Origin of the sequence: Pseudomonas deceptionensis (assembly GCF_900106095.1) — a bacterium.
In the GTDB taxonomy this organism is placed as follows: domain Bacteria; phylum Pseudomonadota; class Gammaproteobacteria; order Pseudomonadales; family Pseudomonadaceae; genus Aquipseudomonas; species Aquipseudomonas deceptionensis.
Window position 1 is genome coordinate 2,327,201 of sequence record NZ_FNUD01000002.1, and the last position, 21,723, is coordinate 2,348,923.

Sequence of the window (21,723 nt, forward strand, 5' to 3'; positions counted from 1 at the left end):
TGGAAAGAGCGGCGAAGTATCAGAACGCTGGCGGCGAATGTCACTGAATATGTCGATGATTTTAATTTATAAAAACAAAGCCCCGGGCTCTGACAGCCCGGGGCTTTGCTTGAAGCCGTTGTGCGTGGCTTAGTTGCGACGGCCCAGCAGCAGGCCCACTACCAGCCCGAAGCCGGCCGAGATGGCCACGGTTTGCCACGGATGGCCACCGATATAGTTCTCGGTGGCGTCAACCACAGGCTTGGTACGCTCGCGTACGTTATTGACCGAGTCCAGCGCTTGCTTGAGCTTGAGGCTTACCTGTGCACGCAGGGTTTCGCCCTCTTCGCCGATCAGGGACGCGCTGTCCTTGAGCAGCTTTTCAGATTCGGCAATCAGATCTTGCAGTTCGCTGAACGCTTGATCCTTGATTTGATCTTCAGCTTGTACAGCATTTTTTCGAGCCATTGCGGTACTCCTTGCAGGTAAAAAGGGTGATGAGTAATGGAGTCAACCCAATGCTAAAAAGTTGCATCTGATTTGGGCCAAGTGTTGTCGTGAGCTGACAGAGTAGTCAAAAACCAGGCTAAGACACTGCTTTCTAGGGTGTAAGATGTCACCTAAATTTACGCCGCAGGAAATTCTCATGAGCTTCAACCTCGCCAACAAGCCTCTCGCTGAGCGTGCTGCGCTTGAAGATGAAAAGTCACGTTTGTATGACCTCTGGCAGAGCAATCTCGGCAAGGCCAAAGGGGATGCGGCGCGTTTGTTCGGTGAGCGCGCCAAGCGCAAGGGCAAATGGGCAGAATGGGTGCGCTCGGAACTGGACGCGATGTCGCCTCCGGAATACGCCAACATGGTGCGCAGTGAAGTGAACCGTCTGATGGCTGCCAAGTAACAGCCGTTAATCGATCTCGCACACACTGAATGTTTGCACCGCCCCGCCAACGTTGATCTGCACCTCGTCATCGAGCTGCTTGCCCAGCAACGCAGCGCCCAGCGGTGAGCGCGGGGTGATGACGGTCACTGTGTGCCCGTCGTGATTGAGCTTGAGCCCGGCAGCGTCCGGGGCGAGGAACAGCCACTGCCCGCTGCCGTTTTCGGCCTCCAGATTGACCAGTGCCCCGACCTGAATGCCCTGCGCCGCACTGTACGGCGCGAGGGTCATGGCCTGGCAATTTTTGAGCGACTGGCGGATCTCCTCAACCCTGCGGGCCTGGCCTGTCGCCAGATACGACGCTTCAAGACCAAGGGTGTCGTACTTGTTCTCGGCGATGTTTTCCGCGTGGGTTGCAGCCTCATAGGCGGTTTGCGCTGCGCGCTGGAGCACATCGAGATCGATTTCGAGTTTTTCCAGCATCAGCAGGTGCACAGCGGTCTTGTTCATGGGTCTGGCTTGAAAGAGGCGAGCCGCGATTGTCGCACGAGTGCCCCGCAGATTTATCCGCCTCAAGCCTTCTTTGCGCGTTGAATTATGCGGACAATCAACATTTTGAATATGGGAGCCCGGAATGAAAGCCTCCTGGGATATTTTTTGCAGTGTGGTCGATAACTACGGCGACATTGGTGTGACCTGGCGCCTGGCCCGGCAACTGGCGGCCGAGCACCAGCAGTGCGTTCGCCTTTGGGTCGATGACCTGAAGGCGTTTGTGCCGCTGTGCCCCGAGGCGGATGCCGGTGCGGTGCGGCAATGGCAGCAGGGGGTTGAGGTGTGCCAGTGGCCTGAGCCGTGGCAGCCGATGGATGTCGCCGATGTGGTGGTGGAGGCCTTCGCCTGCAAACTGCCTGAAGGTTATTTGGAAGCGATGAAACTGCGCGAAACGCCGGCGCTGTGGATCAACCTCGAGTATTTGAGCGCGGAAGACTGGGTCAGTGGTTGCCACGGTTTGCCTTCCATGCGGCCCGACGGCCTGAAGCGGATGTTCTTCTTTCCGGGGTTTGATGCGGGGACAGGGGGGCTGCTGCGTGAAGCTGACCTGTTGCAGCGCCGTCGTGCCTTTGAGCAGGACCCCGGGGCCAAACAGGCATTTTTGCAGGGGTTGGGTGTTTTTCCGGCCAGCAATGCGCGGCTGATTTCACTGTTTGCCTATGAAAACACCGGGCTGGCCAGCTGGCTGGATGCCATGGCGGCTGGCAGCGTCCCGACCCACCTGCTGGTGCCCCAGGGGCGGATAATGGGTGATCTGCTGCGCTGGCTCGGTGTGGATCAGCTGGCGCCGGGGGTTGCTGAGGTGCGTGGGGCGCTGACGGTTCAGGCTCTGCCGTTCGTCAGGCAACAGGACTACGACCACCTGTTGTGGAGCTGTGATTTCAATGCGGTGCGCGGTGAAGACTCGTTTGTGCGGGCGCAATGGGCCGGGCGGCCGCTGCTTTGGCACATTTATGAGCAGGAAGAAGACGCGCACTGGGTCAAGCTCAATGCGTTTCTCGCTTTGTACGTCAAAGGCCTTTCACCGGCCGCCGCACAAGCCTTTACCGGGTTGTGGCACGCCTGGAATGGCGGCACCGACATGACGCAAAGCTGGAATTTGCTGCTTGAGCACTGGCCAGAGATCACGGCATACGCCGAGCGATGGTGTCTGGAACAGTCATTGCAGGCCGATCTTGCGCAAGCGCTAGTACTGTTTTATAGAAATTGGATATGATACGCGGCCTAGATTTTTGTAAATCTCAATCCAAATTCGGATACTCGCAATGAAAACTGGTAAAGAGCTTAAACCCGGTACAGTCATCAAGCTCGAAAACGACCCTTGGTTGGTTCAGAAAGCTGAATTCACCAAGTCCGGTCGTAACAGCGCAATCATGAAGACCAAGCTGAAAAACCTGCTGACTGGCTACAAGACTGAAATCGTATACAGCGCTGACGACAAGCTCGAAGACGTGATCCTGGATCGCAAAGAAGCGACCCTGTCCTTCATCAGCGGCGACACCTACACGTTCATGGACACCACTGACTACACCATGTACGAGCTGAACGCTGAAGACATCGAAGCCGTTCTGCCATTCGTTGAAGAAGGCATGACCGACGTTTGCGAAGCCATCTTCTTCGAAGACCGTCTGGTTTCCGTAGAGCTGCCGACCACTATCGTGCGTCAGGTTGACTACACCGAAGGTTCCGCTCGCGGTGACACTTCGGGCAAGGTGATGAAGCCTGCCAAACTGAAAAACGGTACCGAGCTGAGCGTTGCAGATTTCGTTGAAATCGGCGACTGGATCGAAATCGATACCCGTGACGGTGGCTCCTACAAGGGCCGCGCCAAGGTTTAAACCTGGCGTCAACCGCACGATGAAAAAGCCCGACTTCAAGGTCGGGCTTTTTTTTGCCTGGCAAAAAGCCCCGGTTTATCGCTTTGCCCCATGCAGGCGACTGGTTAGCATGGGCGTTCACTAAGAGGGGCCGCAATGCTGATCGATTTTGCAATGTATGGGGCGTTGGGCGTCGTGCTCGGGGCGTTGGGCGGGTTGTTCGGGATTGGTGGCGCCTTGATCGCAATCCCGGTGCTGGGGCTTTGGTTCGGCCTTGATCAGCAAATGGCGCAGGGTACTGCTCTGGTGATGTCCGTGCCTAACGTGTATCTCGCGCTGTACCGCTATAACCAGCGCAACAAGATCAACCTGCGTCAGGCATTGCCGCTGGTGTTGATGAGTTTTTGCTTCGCGTGGTTAGGCGCGACGCTGGCCGTGGGGGTGGATGCGCGCTTCATTCGGTGGGGCTTTATTGGCTTTTTGCTGACCATCACCCTCTACAACCTGTTCAAGCTGTACGGCTCGCCCGGTCAGCCGGCGACCGGTTCGCGCTTTGGCTGGCCCTGGTTTGGCCTGCTGGGTGTGCTTGCCGGTACCACGGGTGGACTGTTTGGTGTGGGCGGAGCGGTGGTCGCAGTGCCGGTGCTGACAAGTGTGTTCGGGACGACCCAGATAATGGCGCAAGGCTTGTCGCTGGCGCTGGCGGCACCCAGCACCAGCGTCACTCTGTTGACCTATGCCCTGCATGGTGAGGTCAACTGGGTGATGGGGCTGGCGATGGCGGTGGGTGGTCTGCTGAGTGTCAGCTGGGGGGTCAAGCTTGCCTATGCGGCGCCCGAGCGCCTGTTGCGCGGTTTGTATTGCGCCTTTTTGCTGCTGTGCGCGGCCTTGTTGGCGATCAAGGCTTAAAGCCCTCGACGATGTACTCGGCAAAACACTCAATGATGGGCGAAGACCCGCTGTTGGGTTTGCGTAGCAGCACAATACTGGCGGAGGGCAGCTGTGGCAGGTTTTCCGCCTCGCCAATAATCCGCAAGTCGGGAGTGAGCAGGCTTTGCAGCTGGGCGGTCACGGCCAGCCCGGTACTCACCACTGCATTGATGGCCGCCAGGCTGGCGCTGGTATAGGCGACCCGGTATTCGCGCTGTTGGATGTCCAGTGCATTGCAGGCCCAGGTTCGGCAAAAGCAGTCGGTGTTGAACATCGCCAGGGGCAAGGGCGTTTGTTCATGGGGCGAGTACCCCTGGGCCACCATCCACACGAAGCGCTCCTGGCGCAGGATCTGCCCCATTTCAGTGCCGGGCTTGCGGGTCACGATGGTCAGGTCCAGATCGTTGCGCTGCAACAGTTGCGACGACGGCTCGCAATGTACCTCCACGCTGATCAGCGGGTAGTCCTGGGCAAAGCGCGACAGCACGCCGGGCAAAAAGCGCATGACGTAATCATCTGGCGAACCGATTTTGACCGTGCCCACCATTTGCGGCTGGCGCAGTGTGTTGAACACCTCGCTGTGCAGCTTGAGGATGCGCCGTGCGTAGCCGAGTAGCACGTGGCCTTCGGGGGTAAGGCTGACATTGCGTCCCTCGCGCTGGAACAGCGCACATTGCAGCACGTCTTCTTCCAGCCGCTTCATCTGCATGCTGACCGCCGACTGGGTGCGATTGACCACTTCAGCGGCGCGGGTAAACCCGCCGTGATCGGCGATCGCGGCAAACGTGCGCAGCAGGTCGGTGTCGATGCTGGGGAATTCGGCCATTGATCAATCTCGCAGATGTGTCGCATAAGAAACATTCGTTGGATTGATCTTAAGTCCGGGCCGAGACTTGAGCCATACCCCAGGAGGTCTCAAGTGATGAAAGGTCAAAAAGGTTTTGTTTGGGTTGCCCGCTCATTGAGCCGGGAGTCGTGGGGGGCGCGTGCAGCGGCCCGCGTTATGCGCTGGCATCAGCTGTACCTGGAGCGTGCGCACCTGAGGAAAATCAGCGATGCGGCACTCAAGGACCTGGGGCTGAGCAGGGCAGATATCGATACCGAAAGCCACCGGGCCTTTTGGGATGACCCGTTCAACAAGTGAGTGCGTGGCGCAGGATGCCCTCTCCCTGTGAGAGAGGGCAGGGTGAGGGGCTTTTCAGCGTTTGACCTGCTTGAGTGTCTCGGCAATCAAGAACGCCAGCTCCAGCGACTGGTCGGCGTTCATGCGCGGGTCGCAGTGGGTGTGGTAGCGGTCAGACAAGCCGTCTTCGGTAATCGGGTTGGCCCCGCCGATGCACTCGGTGACGTTCTGTCCGGTCATCTCGATGTGAATCCCGCCGGCGTAGCTGCCTTCAGCCTCGTGCACCTGGAAGAACTGCTTCACCTCGCCCAGGATCTGCGCAAAGTCGCGGGTCTTGTAGCCGCTGCTGGCCTTGATGGTGTTGCCGTGCATCGGGTCGCAGCTCCACAGCACCTGCTTGCCTTCGCCTTCAACGGCGCGGATCAGCTGCGGCAAGTGATCGCCCACCTTGTCGGCGCCCATGCGCACGATCAGGTTGAGGCGGCCCGGGTCGTTGTCCGGGTTGAGGATGTCGATAAGGCGGATCAGGTCTTCGTTGTTCATGCTCGGGCCGACTTTGACCCCGATCGGGTTGTTGACCCCGCGCAGGAACTCGACGTGGGCACCGTCCAGCTGGCGCGTGCGGTCGCCGATCCACAGCATGTGCGCCGAGCAATCGTAGTAATCGTTGGTCAGGCTGTCGCGGCGCACGAAGGCTTCTTCGTAGTTCAGCAGCAACGCTTCGTGGGCGGTAAAGAAGCTGGTTTCGCGCAGTTGCGGTGAGCTGTCCATGCCGCAGGCACGCATAAAGGCCAGGGTTTCGTCGATGCGATCGGCCAGTTGGCTGTACTTTTCAGCCAGCGCCGAGTTGGCGATGAAGTCCAGGTTCCACTTGTGCACCTGATGCAGGTCGGCAAAGCCGCCCTGGGCGAAGGCACGCAGCAGGTTAAGCGTGGCGGTGGACTGGTGATAAGACTGCAGCAGGCGCTCCGGATCGGGCACGCGGCTTTTTTCATCGAAGCCTATACCGTTGACGATGTCGCCACGGTAGGCCGGCAGCGTGACGCCGTTGATCGTTTCGTCATTGGCTGAGCGCGGCTTGGCGAATTGCCCGGCCATGCGTCCAACCTTGACCACCGGGCAGCCTGCCGCGAAGGTCATGACAATGGCCATTTGCAGCAGGACCTTGAAGGTGTCGCGAATCTTGGCTGCCGAAAACTCCGCAAAGCTTTCAGCGCAATCGCCACCCTGAAGCAGAAACGCCCTACCTTGAGTGACTTCGGCAAACTGTCGGCGCAGTTCACGGGCCTCGCCGGCAAACACCAGTGGCGGATAACTTGCCAGGGTTTGCTCGACGCGCAACAGGTGTGCCGCATCAGGGTAGTGGGGTTGTTGCTGAACCGGCAGGGTGCGCCAGCTGTCAGGTGTCCAGATTTGGCTCATTGCAGACTCTAGTGTTTGTAGGAGATGGCTCATGTTAGCAGCAATTAGTGCGTGACCTGCTGCGCCGCAATGGCCGACAATTGCGCCTTTGCGCTCGACACCGAGTGGTTGTTTTTTACAGCGTTGCGGGTAGTACCGTGGCGCGGCAAGGAGAGGAAATGTCTGAGGAGCGCGTTGAGCGTCTGCTCGCTGAAGTCCATGATGACTTCGGCATGATTCGGGTGCTGGAGGTGGCAGACTACCGCTTCCTCGAATTTGGCGATGCGATCGAGCAGAGTTGTGTGTTCACCGCTGATCCCAGCTGGCTGGAATACGACTACACCCGTGCCATGTTCATCGGCGCGCTGTGCCATGAGGCCCCTGAGAGTGCCTTGTTCCTGGGCCTTGGCGCCGGGACCCTGACCCAGGCGTGCCTCAAGTTTTTACCCCTTGAAGATGTTGAAGCCATTGAGCTGCGCCCGGACGTCCCGCGTCTGGCTATTGAATTTCTGGGCCTGGACGATGATCCGCGGTTGTTTATCCGCATTGGTGATGCCATCGAGCTGCTGGACAGCGCCGAGCCGGCCGATCTGATCTTTGTCGACCTTTATAACGACCTGGGGCCTGCTGCCGGTCATCTGGCGTGGACATTCCTCGAAAACTGCCAAAAGAAGCTTGCCCCCAACGGCTGGCTCATCATCAATCAGTGGGCGACCGATGACGGCAAGCCACTGGGCGCGGCCTTGCTGCGCGGGTTGTATCACCGCCATTACTGGGAGCTGCCGGTGAAAGAGGGCAACGTCATCCTGATGGTGCCTGCCGACCTCGAGCAAACCCTGGATATCAGCGCGCTGAGCGCCCGCGCACAGGCTCTGGCACCGCGCCTGGGCTACTCGCTGGAGTCGCTGATCAAGGCAATTCGCCCGGCGACGTGAGGCCTCAGGATGAAACGTTTTAGCGTTTGCCCCAGAGTGGGCAGGCGTTAAGGGTTTTTTTCAGGTCGAAAATATCGTTAAAGCCCGGTCTACAGAGGGATACAGGCGATTGCCCCCCAAAAAAACCCTTCTTTTTTTTGATAAATCCGGTATAGTGCGCGCCGGCCTTTAGCCGGGCCACGTTTAGGTGTCGCATTTCCCGAAGCACGCTTCGGCTGCTCGTCCGTTTCGCGGACAACTCCTGAACGCTCCATTCATTTAACGTTTTCGCAAATCCCCGCCGACAAAGCAGCCAGGGCGACTCTTGAGTCTTACACGGCATGCGCAGCTTTGGAGCATGGGTCTTTGCGGATGCACTTAGAGGCAGACCCATGACCCAGGAAACCGGCGGCTTCGCCGCTTTTAATCTTAATCCGAACATTCTTGCAGCTGTCATCGCGACTGGCTACGAAGAACCTTCGGCTATTCAGCATCAATCGATCCCGATCATTATGGCCGGTCACGACATGATTGGTCAGGCGCAAACCGGTACGGGTAAAACCGCCGCGTTCGCACTGCCGATCCTGCACCGCATCGATCCTGCTAAGCGCGAGCCGCAAGCCCTGATCCTGGCGCCAACCCGTGAGTTGGCGCTGCAAGTAGCAACCGCTTTCGAAACCTACGCCAAGCAAATGCCAGGCGTTACCGTTGTGGCCGTTTACGGCGGCGCCCCTATGGGTCCACAACTGAAAGCAATCCGTAATGGCGCACAGATCGTTGTCGCCACTCCGGGCCGTCTGTGCGACCACCTGCGTCGCGACGAAAAAGTTCTGTCGACCGTGAACCACCTGGTTCTGGACGAAGCTGACGAAATGTTGAAACTGGGTTTCATGGACGATCTTGAAGTTATCTTCAAGGCTCTTCCTCCAACCCGTCAGACCGTATTGTTCTCGGCAACCTTGCCGCAGTCGATCCGTGCCATTGCTGAACGCCATCTGCGCGATCCGCAGCACGTGAAGATCCAGACCAAGACTCAGACCGTTACCGCGATCGAACAGGCTCACCTGTTGGTTCACGCTGACCAGAAGACCTCGGCTGTATTGAGCCTGCTGGAAGTTGAAGATTTCGACGCCCTGATCATGTTCGTTCGCACCAAGCAAGCGACCCTGGATCTGGCAAGCGCCCTTGAAGCCAAAGGCTATAAGGCTGCTGCGCTGAACGGTGACATTGCTCAGAACCAGCGTGAGCGCGTGATCGAATCCCTCAAGGATGGCCGTTTGGACATCGTTGTGGCGACCGACGTTGCTGCTCGTGGTCTTGATGTTCCACGTATCACTCACGTGTTCAACGTTGACATGCCTTACGATCCAGAGTCCTACGTTCACCGTATCGGCCGTACCGGCCGTGCAGGTCGCGAAGGTCGCGCGCTGTTGCTGGTAACTCCTCGTGAGCGCCGCATGCTGCAAGTGATCGAGCGTGTAACCGGTCAGAAGGTTGCTGAAGTCCGCCTGCCGGATGCTCAAGCTGTTCTCGATGCCCGCATCAAGAAGTTGACCAACAGCCTGACCCCGCTGGTAGCTGACGCTGAAGCAACTCACGGTGATCTGCTGGATCGCCTGATTGCCGATATCGGTTGCAGCCCTCGTGCCCTGGCCGCTGCTCTGCTGCGCAAGGCAACCAACGGTCAGGCTCTGACCCTGGCTGCTATCGAGCGCGATCGCCCACTGGTGCCGAACAGCGCCCCACGTGAGCGTTCGTCCGAGCGTACTGGCGACCGTCCGGACCGTGGTGATCGTGAGCGTCGTGCTCCGGTTCCATTGGCCGAAGGCCGTGCTCGCTGCCGTACCGCGCTGGGTGCGCGTGATGGTATCGCTGCCAAGAACCTGCTGGGCGCTATCCTCAACGAGGGTGGCCTGGCACGTGAAGCAATCGGTCGTATCCAGGTGCGTGACAGCTTCAGCCTGGTAGAACTGCCGGAAGCAGGTCTGGAAGGTTTGCTGGCCAAACTGAAAGACACCCGCGTTGCTGGCAAGCAGCTCAAGCTGCGTCGCTATCGCGAAGATTGATCACGGCTCGCTGTGATTGATCGCTAAAAAAAATCCCCGACTGGTTCGGGGATTTTTTTTGCCTGGGAAAAAGGTCCTGTAGTCGCTGACGCAGCCTCGCTTCTGGCGACTACAAATGCGTGTCAGGCAAATTTATAAATATCCATCCCCAGCGCACCCAGCGTCCATCCCTGGTGGGCAATGCTGAACGCACCACCGGCGCCACGGGCAAAGTACAACGGCAGCAGGTGCTCGTCGCTGGGATGGTTTTTGGCGGCAAAGGGTGCCAGTTCGCGGTAGTGGTGCAGTGCTGCTTCGTCATCACTGGCGAGTTTGTCGATCATCCAGTCACGAAAAGCTTTGGCCCAGGGCTCTATGCTTTCGGGGCCGGCGTGCCAGTCCAGCTCGCGCAGGTTGTGGGTGATGCTGCCCGACCCGATGATCAGGACTCCTTCACTGCGCAGACCTGCCAGCGCGCGGCCCACCTCGGTCTGTGCGGCCGGCCCCAGCTTGCTGGGGAGGGATACCTGCACCACGGGAATGTCGGCTGCCGGGTACATCAACGACAACGGCACCCAGGCGCCATGGTCAAAAGGGCGCTGGGCATCCAGCCGGGCCGACAAGCCATGATCTGCCAGCAGCTGGACGATATGGGCAGCCAGCGCCGGTTCGCCGGGGGCAGGGTACTGCACGGCAAACAGTGCCGGCGGGAAGCCTGCGAAGTCATGCCAGGTTTCGGGTGCCGGATGGCTGGCGACCCTCAGATCCGGACTTTCCCAGTGCGCGGAAACCAGCACGATGGCTTGCGGGCGCTGCAGCTCGGCCGCCAGGCGCTTGAGCGCCGGGCCACTGGCACCCGGTTCCAGTGCTAGCATTGGCGAGCCATGGGAGATAAACAGGCTGGGGAGCATGAAAGACGTCCTCAAGGTTAAGATGCTTCATCTTCATCCCGATCATTGATCTAAATCCAATATAAGTTTTAGTGCTTATCTATCGAATTTAAAGGTGAATCATGCAGCCCGAATTTTGGCACGACCGCTGGGACCGCAATCAGATCGGTTTTCATCTGCAGGCGGTCAACCCTTACCTTCAGCGGCTTTGGTCCGGGCTCGAACTGGAGCAGGGCGGCCGTGTACTGGTGCCTTTGTGCGGGAAAAGCCTGGATTTGAGCTGGCTGGCGTCCAGCGGCTTCGAAGTACTGGGCGTAGAGTTGACCCAGACAGCCGTGGAGCAGTTCTTCAGCGAACAGAAGGTCGAGCCACAGATTCGTCAGCAGGGCGCCTTCAAGGTGTACGAGGCGGGCCCTGTGACCCTCTTGTGCGGTGATATCTTCGCGCTGACGGCGGCCGATGTGGCGTCCTGCGCGGGGCTGTACGATCATGCTGCAATGATCGCCTTCCCTCCCGAGATGCGGGCAGCCTACGCCCGGCATCTGTCCAGCATCCTGCCGACGGGCTGCAAGGGGCTGCTGATTACTCTCGACTACGATCAGTCAGAAATGAAAGGGCCGCCGTTCTCGGTACCGGACGCCGAGGTGCAGAGCTTGCTGGCCCCGGACTGGGCCCTGGAGATAATCGAGCAGCCGGATGTGCTCGATCAGGAGTGGAAGTTCCTCAAAGGCGGCGTGACGCGCCTGGTGGAACGGGTGTATCGCCTGGAAAAAACCGGCAAGGCCTGAATGCGGGCGCAAAAAAAGGGCAACCTCGGTTGCCCTTTTTTGTGCTTGCCGTGGGGTTAGCCGCGGCGACGCAGTGCGTCGATACGCTCTTCCAGTGGCGGATGGCTCATGAACATCCGCGCCAGACCTTGCTTGAGGCCGCCGTTGATGCCAAAGGCCGCCATGGTGTCAGGCATGTGCACCGGCAGGCCCTGCTCGGAGCGCAGGCGCTGCAGGGCGCTGATCATGGCCGAGGTGCCAGCAAGCTGTGCACCGGCTTCGTCTGCCCGGAACTCACGTTTGCGCGAGAACCACATCACAATGGCGCTGGCCAGGAAGCCCAGTACCAGTTCGGCGAAGATGGTCGCCACATAGTAGGCAATGCCGCGGCCTTCACTGTTCTTGAACACGACCTTGTCGACAAAGTTGCCGATGATCCGGGCGAAGAACATGACAAAGGTGTTCACCACGCCCTGCACCAGTGCCAGGGTGACCATGTCACCGTTGGCGACGTGACCGATTTCGTGAGCAAGTACCGCTTTCACCTCATCGGGTGAGAAACGTTCCAGCAAGCCCTGGCTGACCGCAACCAGCGCATCGTTTTTATTCCAGCCCGTGGCGAAGGCATTGGCCTCGTATGCCGGGAAGATGCCCACTTCAGGCATTTTTATCCCCGCTTCGCGGGACAATTGCTCAACGGTTTGCATCAACCATTGTTCGTGACGGGTACGAGGCTGAGTAATCACCTGGGTGCTGGTGCTCATTTTTGCCATCCATTTGGAAATGAACAGCGAGAACAAGGACCCTGCGAAACCAAAGACTGCACAGAATACCAACAGCTGACTGAGGTTCAGATCAACCCCGTTGGCCGCCATGAACCCGTCAAAGCCGAACAGGCTCAGGGTGATGCTGGCAATCAGCACGACCGCCAGGTTAGTGGCCAAAAACAGCAGGATGCGCATCATGGTTGTAAGAATCTCCTCAACTTTGGGGTGTTGCCGTATGCGGGTATATAAGGTGCTGCTTCAGGCTATTCAACCGAGTGACTATTTCAAACTGTGTCCTACAGACCGATTCTAGTCGCCTGGCCGGCATTTCCTAATACAGATTGACTTTTTTTCGCGCCGAAAGTGCCATCCGAACCTCGTAAATACAGGGGTTTACCCGTTTTAGAGATAAGTGCGGCGGTGCAGGAGGGGGGGTGGGGGGCAAGTGTGAAGAATGTTTCATCAGACACATGCTGTGCGACTTTTGATGGGTCGCACAGCATAAAAAGAAACTACTGACGGTAGGTCTTCAGGAAGTTACCGATCCGGCCGATGGCCATATCCAGTTCGTCGACTCGGGGCAAGGTCACGACACGGAAGTGGTCGGGCCATGGCCAGTTGAAAGCGGTGCCTTGAACCACCAGCAGCTTTTCCGAGAGCAGCAGGTCCAGCACGAACTTCTCGTCGTTGAGGATCGGGCATACTTTCGGGTCGATGCGCGGGAACGCGTACAGCGCGCCCATCGGCTTTACACAGCTCACGCCAGGGATATCGTTGAGCAGCTCCCATGTACGGTTGCGCTGCTCCAGCAGACGGCCGTTCGGCAGCACAAGGTCATTGATGCTTTGGTAGCCGCCCAGTGCCGTCTGGATGGCGTGCTGGCTGGGCACGTTGGCGCACAGGCGCATGTTGGCCAGCATGTCGATGCCCTCGATGTAGCTCTGGGCGTTTTGCTTGGGCCCGGAGATGGCGATCCAGCCCGAGCGGAAACCTGCTACCCGGTACGACTTGGACAGGCCGTTGAAGGTCAGGCACAGCACGTCCGGTGCCAGTGACGCGGTGCAAATGTGCACGGCATCGTCGTACAGGATCTTGTCGTAGATTTCGTCCGAGAACACCACGAGGTTGTGCTGGCGGGCCAGTTCGAGCATGCCCAGCAGCACTTCCTTGGAATACACCGCACCCGTTGGGTTGTTCGGGTTGATGATGACCAGGGCTTTGGTATTGGGTGTGATCTTGGCCTTGATGTCGGCCAGGTCAGGCCACCAGTTGGCCTGTTCGTCACAGAGGTAGTGCACCGGGTGACCGCCAGCCAGCGTGACGGCCGCTGTCCACAGCGGGTAGTCCGGTGCGGGCACCAGAACTTCATCACCATTGTTGAGCAGCGCTTGCAGCGACATCACGATCAGCTCGGACACGCCGTTGCCCAGGTAGATGTCTTCAATGCCGACACCCTCTACCTGCTTTTGCTGGTAGTACTGCATCACCGCCTTGCGCGCGCTGAACAGGCCTTTTGAGTCACTGTAGCCTTGGGCAGTCGGCAGGTTGCGGATCACGTCCTGAAGGATTTCGTCCGGCGCTTCAAAACCAAAGGGCGCCGGGTTGCCGATATTCAGCTTGAGGATGCGATGGCCTTCCTCCTCCAGACGTTTGGCGTGCTTGAGCACTGGGCCGCGAATGTCATAACAGACGTTGGCGAGCTTGTTTGATTTGCTGACCTGCATGGCTATGTGATCCCGAAAATGAACGATCCAGACAGAGTGAGCACCCCTGCACTGGGAAATCCTGCGCTAACACCGCCTTGCTTCAAGAATCCGTTTGAATGCAGCTGGGGCGGGTGCCAGACTGGCGCTTAGCGAGGCGCAATCATACGTGCCACCCGACCCCTGGAAAAGCCACTGGTCGGGGTTTTTCAGCTGCAGAGGCAGAACCATGGAAAAGTTGAGCAAAACCCAAGAAGAATGGAAGGCCATGCTCGATCCTGAGCAATACAACGTGTGCCGCCTTAAAGGCACCGAACGGCCGTTTTCGGGTAAGTACAACGCCACTAAAACGGACGGTGTTTACCACTGTATTTGCTGCAACGAGCCGTTGTTCGACTCAGCGGCCAAGTTCGATTCCGGTTGCGGCTGGCCGAGCTTTTACCAGCCGATTGGCGACAGTGCGATGATCGAGATCCGTGACGTCAGCCACGGCATGGTGCGTACTGAAGTGGTCTGCGCCAAATGTGATGCGCATCTGGGTCATGTGTTCCCCGATGGTCCGCCACCGACCGGGTTGCGCTACTGCATCAACTCGGTGTGCCTGGACCTGGTTCCCCGCGACTGACTTTTTGAGGCGCCGTCATGAACGACAATCTGTTCGACATACCCTGTACCACGCTTGGCGGTGAGGTAAAAACCCTGGCGGATTTCGGGGGCAAGGCTGTGCTGGTGGTCAATACTGCCAGCAAGTGCGGCTTTACCCCGCAGTACAAGGGGCTCGAAGCCTTGTGGCAGCAGTACGCGGATCAGGGGCTGGTTATTCTGGGCTTCCCGTGCAACCAGTTCGGGCAGCAGGAGCCGGGCGATGAAGCGGCCATCTCGCAGTTTTGCGAGTTGAACTTTGGCGTGACCTTCCCGCTGTTCAAGAAGATCGACGTCAACGGCAGTCAGGCGCACCCGCTGTTTATCCAGCTCAAGAAACGCGCCCCAGGGTTGCTGGGCTCGCAAGGCATCAAGTGGAACTTCACCAAGTTCCTGGTCAGTGGCGACGGCAAAAGCGTCAAGCGTTATGCCCCGACCACCAAACCCGAAGCGCTCAAGGCGGACATCCAGGCATTGCTGGTGTGAAGGCTCAGGCTTTTGGCGCTACCCAGGTGTCGATCAGGGCGGCTAGCTCTTCGCGCCGGAAGGGTTTGGCCAGGTAGTCGTTCATTCCGGCCGAGCGGCAGCGTTCGCGCTCTTCGGGCATGGCATTGGCGGTGAGGGCAACGATGGGCAGCTTTGACCAGCGCACACGCTGGCGAATTTGCCGGCTGGCTTCGTAGCCATCCATCACCGGCATGTTGCAGTCCATCAACACCAGATCGAAAGTGCTCTGTTCCAGCCGGCTCAGGGCCTCGCCGCCGTGGGCCGCGACGACTACGTCACACCCCAGCTTGCTCAGCATGCCCTTGGCCACCAGTTGGTTGACCGGGTTGTCTTCGACCAGCAGGATCCGCGCGCGGTGCTGCACCGGTGTGTTGTTGGTCGGAACGTTCGGGAGCTTGTCTTCATCTTTTTGCAGCAAGTGCTGCAAGGTTTGGTACAGGGCAAGGCGCGACAGAGGCCTGGCCTTTTGCTGCAACGGCGCAAGTGTATTGACTTGCTCGCCGGGCATGAAGTTGCCATAGGCGGTGACCAGCAAAATCGGCGCGCTGATGGCCGGTCGCAGGCCAAACAGGCACTCGGGGCAGTCGGTAATCAGTAGCTGTGGATTAGTACCGGCCAATGAGTCGTCCATCGAGTAACGTTTGAACTCCAACCCCCAGAGGGGCAAAAAGCTGCTGAGCATTTCGTGCAGGCCGCTGCTTGCCGCGCTCACCACAATCACCCTGCCGCTCAGCGGTTTCGGCCGGATAGCCGGGGTGTGAGAGGGCAGGGGCAGTTCGGCGCAGAACTGGCTGCCAAAACCGATTTCCGAGCTGATGGTTAACCGGCCTTGCATGACCTCGCACAGGCTGTTGGTCAGCGTCAGCCCCAGGCCGGTGCCGCCAAACTGGCGGGTGATGCCGGCGCCGGCCTGGACGAAGGGTCTGAAGATCCTGGCCTGAGCCTCCTGCGCGATACCGATGCCGGTGTCGCAGACCTCGATGCGAACCTGATCGTTTTTGGCGCTCAGGCGCACGTCTACCCGGCCGAACCGGGTGAACTTCAAGGCATTGGACAGCAGGTTGCTGACGATCTGGCGCACCCGGGTAGGGTCACCCAGTACCAGTGCCGGGAAATCGGGATCGATCAGGCACGTCAGCTCCACGCTGGGGGCGGCGTTCTGCGATAACAGGTTGGCGGTGTCTTCGATCAACGTGCCCAGATCGAACGCAATATGTTCGAGTTCCAATTGTCCGGCATCGAATTTAGACAGGTCGAGAATGTCATTCAGCAGCTCGACCAGAACCTTGCCCGAGTCATGGGCAATCGACAGTTGCTGGTGCTGTTCGGCATTGAGCGGGCTGTCCAGACACAGCGCCAGCATGCCAAGCAGACCATTGAGCGGGGTGCGGATTTCGTGGCTCATGTTGGCCAGGAACGCAGACCGTGCCTGGGCCATTTCCAGTGCAGTGCTGCGCGCGGCTTCGAGTTCTTCATTGGAATGGCGCAGTTGATCGTTGGTGGCCTCCAGCTCCCGGGTGCGCTCCGAGACCATGGTTTCCAGCTGCGCCAGATACTCGGTCAGGCGGTTTTCGGCGCGGCGCCGATGCTCGATTTCGCGCGCCATGGCTTCGAACTGCTGATTGGCAGCGTTGACCAGTACACCAATTTCATCATCTTCATGGCCGGGAGGGCAGTGCACCTTCGATTGCTCGGGGTCCCCCGGCTTGCTGTTGCTGATTTCGCGAATGACCCGCACCAGGGGCTGGGTCAACATCACGTAAAACAGCCCCAGGAGGATAAACGTCAGGATAATGCTGCGCACAAACCCGCTGATCAGCGTTACTTCCGCTCGGTGCAAAAACCGGCTGCCAAAAGGATAGGTGTCTACATCAAGGTGCAACTCGCCCATGCTGCGCTCAGGCATGTGCTCGAAATACAGTCTGTCGTCAAACGAGCGGCTGGAGCCGAACAGAAAGTCGCTCAGTGCCCGATAGCGCCCGCTTTCAGGTTGATCCTGCACCGATGCGAGGACCAGATTGTCGCTGTCGGTGAGTTTTGCGCCCGTGATCGCAGGTGAGCGCACGAGGCCTGACAACAGTTCTTGGGCCAGTTCGGAGTCAAGGTTGTAGGCAATGCGTGAGGCCGGGCTGTGACTGATCTCAAGCAGCGACTGGATTTCGCGATTGATGGCTGCGGTTTCGCTGGCATAATCGATGCCAATTTGCAGCAGGCTCAGCATGGCCCCGAGAACCAGGCCGACCATTACTGTCAGCTTGGCTTGTTTGAAAGACAGGCGATGGGTGAGTTTTGTGTCCATGGGGTGTTGCACCTGTTTCCATTTCCTTACGGCGTGCAAGAGTAGTCGATTAGCGGGTTTACCGGCAGGCATAACTGCGGTATTTGCGGCTAATGCGAGTGAGTCATATCGCGGATGGGTGTTGAATACCTGTCATGGCAATACGCCATCATTATGTATCAGTCCGAGGACATGTTGTGGATTCTAAACTGGATGCCTTTCTAGAGCGGGCCGAAGCGGTCCTTGCACGTCTTGAACCCTTGTTGCCGGCGCCACGCCAGTCGATCGAGTGGAACGATTGCCTGGCAGCCCGATGGCAGCGTGAAGGTCGCTCGGGTTATTTGATGCCGCTGGAGGTCAGCCTTGAGATGCGCCTTTCGGACCTGATCGGCGTCGATACCCAGCGTGACCAGCTGGCCCGCAACACCAAGCAGTTTCTCGACGGTTTGCCGGCCAACCATGCCTTGCTCTGGGGATCACGGGGTACGGGCAAGTCTTCTATCATTCGGGCCCTGCTTGCGGAGTACGCGTCGGCTGGCCTGCGCCTGATTGAAATCGAGCGTGACCACCTGGCCGACCTGCCGCGTGTGGTGGAGCAGTTGCAGGGCTTGCCTCAGCGCTTTGTGCTGTTTTGCGATGACTTGTCCTTCGAGGCCGGAGAGAGTGATTACCGGGTGCTGAAAAGTGTGCTTGATGGCTCGCTGGAGCAAGCGCCGGATAACGTTTTGCTCTACGCCACATCGAACCGCCGGCACCTGGTACCTGAAAAGGAAAGCGACAACGAAAACTGGAAGAACGTTGACGGTGAGCTTCATCCCAACGAGGCGGTGGAAGACAAGATCGCCTTGTCGGATCGCTTCGGCCTGTGGCTGTCGTTCTATCCGTTTACCCAGGAACACTTCCTGAGCGTGGTCGAGCACTGGATCGACGTTCTGGCCGGCAAAGCCGGTTTGCAGTGGCAGCGTGACGAAGCGCTGGATATTCTTGCCGTGCGCTGGGCGACCGGGCGTGGCAACCGCAACGGCCGTTGCGCCTATCAGTTCGCGCGTTATTGGGTGGGTTTGAAATTGTTGGAGCAAGCGAATGATTGATTTGAACGCCGCGGGTGCAGGCCTGGATGGCTATACCCTGTTGCAGGCTCAACTGGAGTCGTTGTTGGCCGATGAGCGGGACTTTATTGCCAATGCCGCGCAATTTTCGGCTTTTTTGTACCACCAGCTGGACGATCTGAACTGGGCAGGGTTTTACCTGAACCGCAATGAAGAGCTGGTGCTGGGGCCGTTCCAGGGGCAGATTGCCTGTGTGCGTATTCCTTTCGGGCGTGGCGTATGCGGGGCTGCGGCGGCGAGCCAGCAAACACAGCGGGTTGAGGATGTGCACGCGTTTGCCGGACATATCGCTTGTGATAGCGCCTCTAACAGTGAACTGGTCGTTCCGCTGCTCAAGGACGGCCGCCTGATTGGCGTGCTGGACCTGGACAGCCCGAGCATCGGACGGTTTACCGAGCAGGACCAGCAGGGCGTTGAAGCACTGGCGGCTATTTTCCTGCGCCTGAGCGACTGCTAACCCCCCGTGAGCCCGGCTTTGCGCATGAGCGCATCGATGTCGACCGAATCGATTTGTTGAGGGTCGAGAAACTGCCGGGCGTACTGCATGAATACCTGTTCGTGCATAAACAGCGCGAACAGTTGCGGATCAATATGAGCATCGTTGCACATGGCGGCCATGATGCTCAGCGCCTCGCTTAACGTTTTGCTGCGTTTGTAGGGGCGATCTGAGGCGGTCAATGCCTCGAAAATATCTGCAATCGCCATCATCCTGGCCTCCAGGCTCATCTCCTCACGCTTCAGGCGTTTTGGATAACCGCTGCCGTCCATTTTTTCGTGATGGCCACCTGCAATTTCGGCAATGTTGCTCAGGTAGCCGGGCAGGGGCAGGCTGTTGAGCATCAGGATGGTCTGAACGATGTGGTTGTTGATGATGTAGCGTTCTTCGTTGGTCAAAGTGCCGCGCCTGATACTCAGGTTGTGGAGTTCTCCGCGGTTGAATTTGTAGTGCGGCACATCGAGTTTGAAGCCCCAGGGGTTGTCAGGGGCAATCACGTCGGATTCGGCTCGGGCAAACAGGTGTTCGGGTTTGTCAGCCAGTAGTTGTTCGGTCACCGGTAATGCTTGCAGCTCGCGGGTGGACTGGCGGTTGTTTTCCTCCCAGGACACGCCCAGGCGATCGTCCAGTGTCCGGTTCCATGTGCGCCTGGATATTGTGTTCAAACGCTCCAGGTTTGCCTCCTCCATGGCCTCGCCCCCCAGATTGCACCGGGCGACAAAGGCAAAATCGTCATCCAGCGCAGACAGGCAGGCATCGCGTATTAGCGTCAGTTGCTGATCGTCGCCGCCCATGGCACACGCTTGCCAGTAGTTAATCCAGGTATCGCGTTTGAGCACTTCAAAACGGGTGCGGATTTCGTGAATACGGTCGTACAGGGTTTCCAGTTTGGTGGCCTTGTCGACCACATACTCAGGTGTCGTGACCTTGCCGCAGTCATGTAGCCAGGCGGCAATGCGCAGGGCTTCCCATTGCTCATCCGAGGGGCTGTACTGCTCGAACGGCGGCTTTTGGCTGGCTGCAGCCGCTTTGGCCAGCATCAGCGTGAGGATCGGAACGCGCTGGCAATGGTTGGCGGTATAGGGGCTTTTGGCGTCGATAGCGCCCGCCATCAGTTCGATCAACGCATCCAGCAACTGCTTTTGACGGGCTTGCAGGCGCTGGCTTTCAATCGCCACTGCCGCCGTGCCGGACACAGCCTGGATAAAGGCCACCCGTTCGGCTCGCAAGTGATCCTTGTCGGCGCTGGAGCCGCTGTCGTTCAGCACCAGCGCCAGAATGCCCACAGTCTCGCCATGGCGGTTGTGCAGGCGGATACCGATCAGATGGATGTTCTGGCTGCCCAGTTCACGCATCACGGGCTGCAAGCCCCCGGCCTGCTCAAAGTCGAGGGTGCATGCAACACTGTCCTTGCCTTCGCACAATTCGCGCAGCCATGGCGGGGTCTGGCTATCGCCAGGGTCCACTTCAGACTGTGGCAGGGCCGTCAGGTCCTGGGGCTGGTCATTGATGATCAACCCCTTTAATTCCAGCAGCGTGCTTTCGTTTTTGGTGAGGTAAATCAGACCGGCCTGTGCTTGGGCAATTTTGAGGGTCTCAAACAGGACTGACTGCAGCAAAGGTTCAAACCGGGTATGGGCCGAGAGGCTGGAAGTGATTTCAAAAAAACTGGCGAGGGTTTCTTTCATGCGGCCCATGGACCCCGCCAACTGGTCGATTTCGAGCACCGGCGAGTGCTGTCTGAGCGGGTAGTTGAAATCGAAACGTCGAATGGCATCGGCTTCCTGCACCAGTGCCTGCAAGGGCCTGACCAGCAATCGGGATGTTACCCAGCCCAGGGGCAGGCAGAGCAGCAGGGCGACCAGGGTCACCAGCGCTCCCAGCCAGCGCAAATGGTAGGCATCTGCCAGCAGTTCGTCTTCCGGGATCATCATGGCCAATTGCAAGCCATTGGAACCGCTGTCGTTCACCCTGAAGCGTGTAACGATCCATTGACGCTGGCCGTCGTCCAGACGCTGTTGAGCATCTCCCCCCTGACTCATCAGGGTGCTCAGGGCCGGGCTTAACTCAGAGACTTTGGGGAGCTGCTTGGGATCCTGGGCGTTCAATAATTTGCTTGAGTCCGGATAAGCGATTGCCCGGCCATCATCTCCAAACAAGACGATTTGTGTACCGGGCGTTACCTGATGCCGGGCAAGGGTGCTGGACAGCTCGGAAAGGGTGACATCCGCTCCAATGACTGTTTTGGCCGTGCTGCGTTTGGACAAGGTTGTGCCGACCTCCCGGGTGGTGAAAAAAAGGTAAGGGGGAGTGGTCAGCTGATCGGTGCTGGTGTGCTCGGGGATAAACCAGCTGCGGATGCGGGGGTCATACACTTCATTGGTAATGGCTCGCTGCTCCAGCACTGCCATGGATGCATCCAGATACTGTTTTTTTGATTCCGCTGCGCCGGGGTGTGCCGAACGATTTATTGTCCAGACTTCGTAGCTCGCCTGAGGCGGGGCTTTCAACCGGAGCCTGTCGGCCTCATTGCGCAAAGGCCTGACAAGGAAAAAATTACCGGCGTCATCTCCAAGGTACAACGCTGCCAGCGTGTGGTTGTCCTCGAGTGTTTGTAAGAAGGGTTGTAGTAACCCCGTTCGAAGCTCGACCTGGTCCGTGATTGCTGCGGGGTTGAGGGCCAGCAGATTCAGGGCATGTCGAATGGGCTGGTAGGTATTGAGCAGATCCTGCTGTACGTCATGTTCTATGGGGCTGAACAGTTTCTGGCTGCTGCTGAGAATGATCAGGGTCGTTTGCTGGTAGTTGAATACGCCCAGCACGATGCCTAGCAGGAGCAACAAAAATGTGAACATCGCACTGATGTGGACATGCAGAGGAAACGGGTGACTATGGGAGTGCGCAGTATTGCGCATGAGCAGTTTCT

At 58.5% G+C, this 21,723-nt stretch carries 21 protein-coding genes; 12 read left to right on the forward strand and 9 right to left on the reverse strand.

Annotated elements, in window-relative coordinates; translation table 11 throughout:
• Window positions 1–129: 129 nt before the first annotated feature.
• On the reverse strand, window positions 130–447 hold the full coding sequence (locus tag BLW11_RS10690; protein WP_048358753.1) for an ElaB/YgaM/YqjD family protein: 318 nt from the start codon (window positions 445–447) through the stop codon (window positions 130–132).
• Between the two features lie 178 nt (window positions 448–625).
• Here BLW11_RS10690 and BLW11_RS10695 point away from each other — a divergent pair, with 178 nt between their 5' ends.
• Entirely contained in the window at window positions 626–877 is a 252-nt protein-coding gene (locus BLW11_RS10695; protein WP_003446553.1) for a hypothetical protein, read from the forward strand.
• 6 nt (window positions 878–883) lie between these two features.
• Here BLW11_RS10695 and BLW11_RS10700 read toward each other — a convergent pair whose 3' ends face one another.
• Complete coding sequence (locus tag BLW11_RS10700; protein WP_048358752.1) at window positions 884–1,366, reverse strand: GreA/GreB family elongation factor; 483 nt, start codon at window positions 1,364–1,366, stop codon at window positions 884–886.
• A gap of 124 nt (window positions 1,367–1,490) precedes the next feature.
• Between BLW11_RS10700 and earP the strand changes: the two genes are divergently transcribed.
• The 3 genes from earP (at window position 1,491) to BLW11_RS10715 (ending at window position 4,134) form a co-directional block, all read left to right on the forward strand.
• The gene (gene earP, locus BLW11_RS10705; RefSeq protein ID WP_048358751.1) at window positions 1,491–2,624 is read left to right on the forward strand and encodes an elongation factor P maturation arginine rhamnosyltransferase EarP; all 1,134 of its coding nucleotides are present in this window, start codon (window positions 1,491–1,493) and stop codon (window positions 2,622–2,624) included.
• Window positions 2,625–2,673: 49 nt separating this feature from the next.
• Window positions 2,674–3,246: an elongation factor P gene (locus tag BLW11_RS10710; RefSeq protein WP_016780001.1), complete on the forward strand. Its 573-nt coding sequence runs from the start codon at window positions 2,674–2,676 to the stop codon at window positions 3,244–3,246.
• 135 nt (window positions 3,247–3,381) lie between these two features.
• Complete coding sequence (locus BLW11_RS10715; protein ID WP_048358750.1) at window positions 3,382–4,134, forward strand: sulfite exporter TauE/SafE family protein; 753 nt, start codon at window positions 3,382–3,384, stop codon at window positions 4,132–4,134.
• On the opposite strand, the gene BLW11_RS10720 is transcribed toward BLW11_RS10715, so the two are convergent.
• Complete coding sequence (locus tag BLW11_RS10720) at window positions 4,124–4,981, reverse strand: LysR substrate-binding domain-containing protein (RefSeq protein ID WP_048358749.1); 858 nt, start codon at window positions 4,979–4,981, stop codon at window positions 4,124–4,126. The two genes, BLW11_RS10715 and BLW11_RS10720, sit on opposite strands and share 11 nt — an antisense overlap.
• A 96-nt stretch (window positions 4,982–5,077) precedes the next feature.
• Between BLW11_RS10720 and BLW11_RS10725 the strand changes: the two genes are divergently transcribed.
• Window positions 5,078–5,299 carry a DUF1127 domain-containing protein gene (locus BLW11_RS10725; protein WP_048358748.1) on the forward strand — a complete coding sequence of 74 codons (222 nt, stop codon included), beginning with the start codon at window positions 5,078–5,080 and terminating at the stop codon, window positions 5,297–5,299.
• Window positions 5,300–5,353: 54 nt separating this feature from the next.
• On the opposite strand, the gene BLW11_RS10730 is transcribed toward BLW11_RS10725, so the two are convergent.
• Window positions 5,354–6,700 (reverse strand): class II 3-deoxy-7-phosphoheptulonate synthase, encoded by a 1,347-nt coding sequence (locus BLW11_RS10730; RefSeq protein WP_048358747.1) that lies wholly within the window; start codon window positions 6,698–6,700, stop codon window positions 5,354–5,356.
• Window positions 6,701–6,858: 158 nt separating this feature from the next.
• Here BLW11_RS10730 and BLW11_RS10735 point away from each other — a divergent pair, with 158 nt between their 5' ends.
• Both BLW11_RS10735 and BLW11_RS10740 read left to right on the forward strand, forming a co-directional pair.
• Entirely contained in the window at window positions 6,859–7,614 is a 756-nt protein-coding gene (locus BLW11_RS10735) for a spermidine synthase (protein WP_048358746.1), read from the forward strand.
• 371 nt (window positions 7,615–7,985) lie between these two features.
• Complete coding sequence (locus BLW11_RS10740) at window positions 7,986–9,659, forward strand: DEAD/DEAH box helicase (RefSeq protein ID WP_048358745.1); 1,674 nt, start codon at window positions 7,986–7,988, stop codon at window positions 9,657–9,659.
• 122 nt (window positions 9,660–9,781) lie between these two features.
• Here BLW11_RS10740 and BLW11_RS10745 read toward each other — a convergent pair whose 3' ends face one another.
• Window positions 9,782–10,549 carry a DODA-type extradiol aromatic ring-opening family dioxygenase gene (locus tag BLW11_RS10745; protein WP_048358744.1) on the reverse strand — a complete coding sequence of 256 codons (768 nt, stop codon included), beginning with the start codon at window positions 10,547–10,549 and terminating at the stop codon, window positions 9,782–9,784.
• Window positions 10,550–10,650: 101 nt separating this feature from the next.
• Between BLW11_RS10745 and BLW11_RS10750 the strand changes: the two genes are divergently transcribed.
• A complete protein-coding gene (locus BLW11_RS10750) occupies window positions 10,651–11,316 on the forward strand; it encodes a thiopurine S-methyltransferase (protein ID WP_048358743.1) in 666 nt (221 codons plus the stop codon).
• Between the two features lie 56 nt (window positions 11,317–11,372).
• Here the strand turns inward: BLW11_RS10750 and htpX are convergent, their stop codons facing one another.
• Complete coding sequence (gene htpX / locus BLW11_RS10755; protein ID WP_048358742.1) at window positions 11,373–12,260, reverse strand: protease HtpX; 888 nt, start codon at window positions 12,258–12,260, stop codon at window positions 11,373–11,375.
• Window positions 12,261–12,574: 314 nt separating this feature from the next.
• Window positions 12,575–13,786 carry a pyridoxal phosphate-dependent aminotransferase gene (locus tag BLW11_RS10760; protein WP_048358741.1) on the reverse strand — a complete coding sequence of 404 codons (1,212 nt, stop codon included), beginning with the start codon at window positions 13,784–13,786 and terminating at the stop codon, window positions 12,575–12,577.
• A gap of 208 nt (window positions 13,787–13,994) precedes the next feature.
• Here BLW11_RS10760 and msrB point away from each other — a divergent pair, with 208 nt between their 5' ends.
• Both msrB and BLW11_RS10770 read left to right on the forward strand, forming a co-directional pair.
• On the forward strand, window positions 13,995–14,390 hold the full coding sequence (gene msrB, locus BLW11_RS10765) for a peptide-methionine (R)-S-oxide reductase MsrB (RefSeq protein ID WP_048358740.1): 396 nt from the start codon (window positions 13,995–13,997) through the stop codon (window positions 14,388–14,390).
• A 17-nt stretch (window positions 14,391–14,407) separates the two neighbouring features.
• Window positions 14,408–14,893 (forward strand): glutathione peroxidase, encoded by a 486-nt coding sequence (locus tag BLW11_RS10770; RefSeq protein ID WP_048358739.1) that lies wholly within the window; start codon window positions 14,408–14,410, stop codon window positions 14,891–14,893.
• A gap of 4 nt (window positions 14,894–14,897) precedes the next feature.
• On the opposite strand, the gene BLW11_RS10775 is transcribed toward BLW11_RS10770, so the two are convergent.
• On the reverse strand, window positions 14,898–17,213 hold the full coding sequence (locus BLW11_RS10775; protein ID WP_048358738.1) for a response regulator: 2,316 nt from the start codon (window positions 17,211–17,213) through the stop codon (window positions 14,898–14,900).
• 176 nt (window positions 17,214–17,389) lie between these two features.
• Here BLW11_RS10775 and BLW11_RS10780 point away from each other — a divergent pair, with 176 nt between their 5' ends.
• Together BLW11_RS10780 and BLW11_RS10785 are read left to right on the forward strand one after the other, a co-directional pair.
• Window positions 17,390–18,283, forward strand: a complete 894-nt coding sequence (locus BLW11_RS10780; RefSeq protein ID WP_048358737.1) for an ATP-binding protein — start codon at window positions 17,390–17,392, stop codon at window positions 18,281–18,283.
• Entirely contained in the window at window positions 18,276–18,758 is a 483-nt protein-coding gene (locus BLW11_RS10785; RefSeq protein ID WP_048358736.1) for a GAF domain-containing protein, read from the forward strand. The genes BLW11_RS10780 and BLW11_RS10785 overlap by 8 nt, the downstream gene beginning before the upstream one ends.
• Here BLW11_RS10785 and BLW11_RS10790 read toward each other — a convergent pair.
• Window positions 18,755–21,712 (reverse strand): HD domain-containing phosphohydrolase, encoded by a 2,958-nt coding sequence (locus tag BLW11_RS10790; protein WP_048359510.1) that lies wholly within the window; start codon window positions 21,710–21,712, stop codon window positions 18,755–18,757. The genes BLW11_RS10785 and BLW11_RS10790 overlap by 4 nt on opposite strands.
• Between the last annotated feature and the right edge of the window lie 11 nt (window positions 21,713–21,723).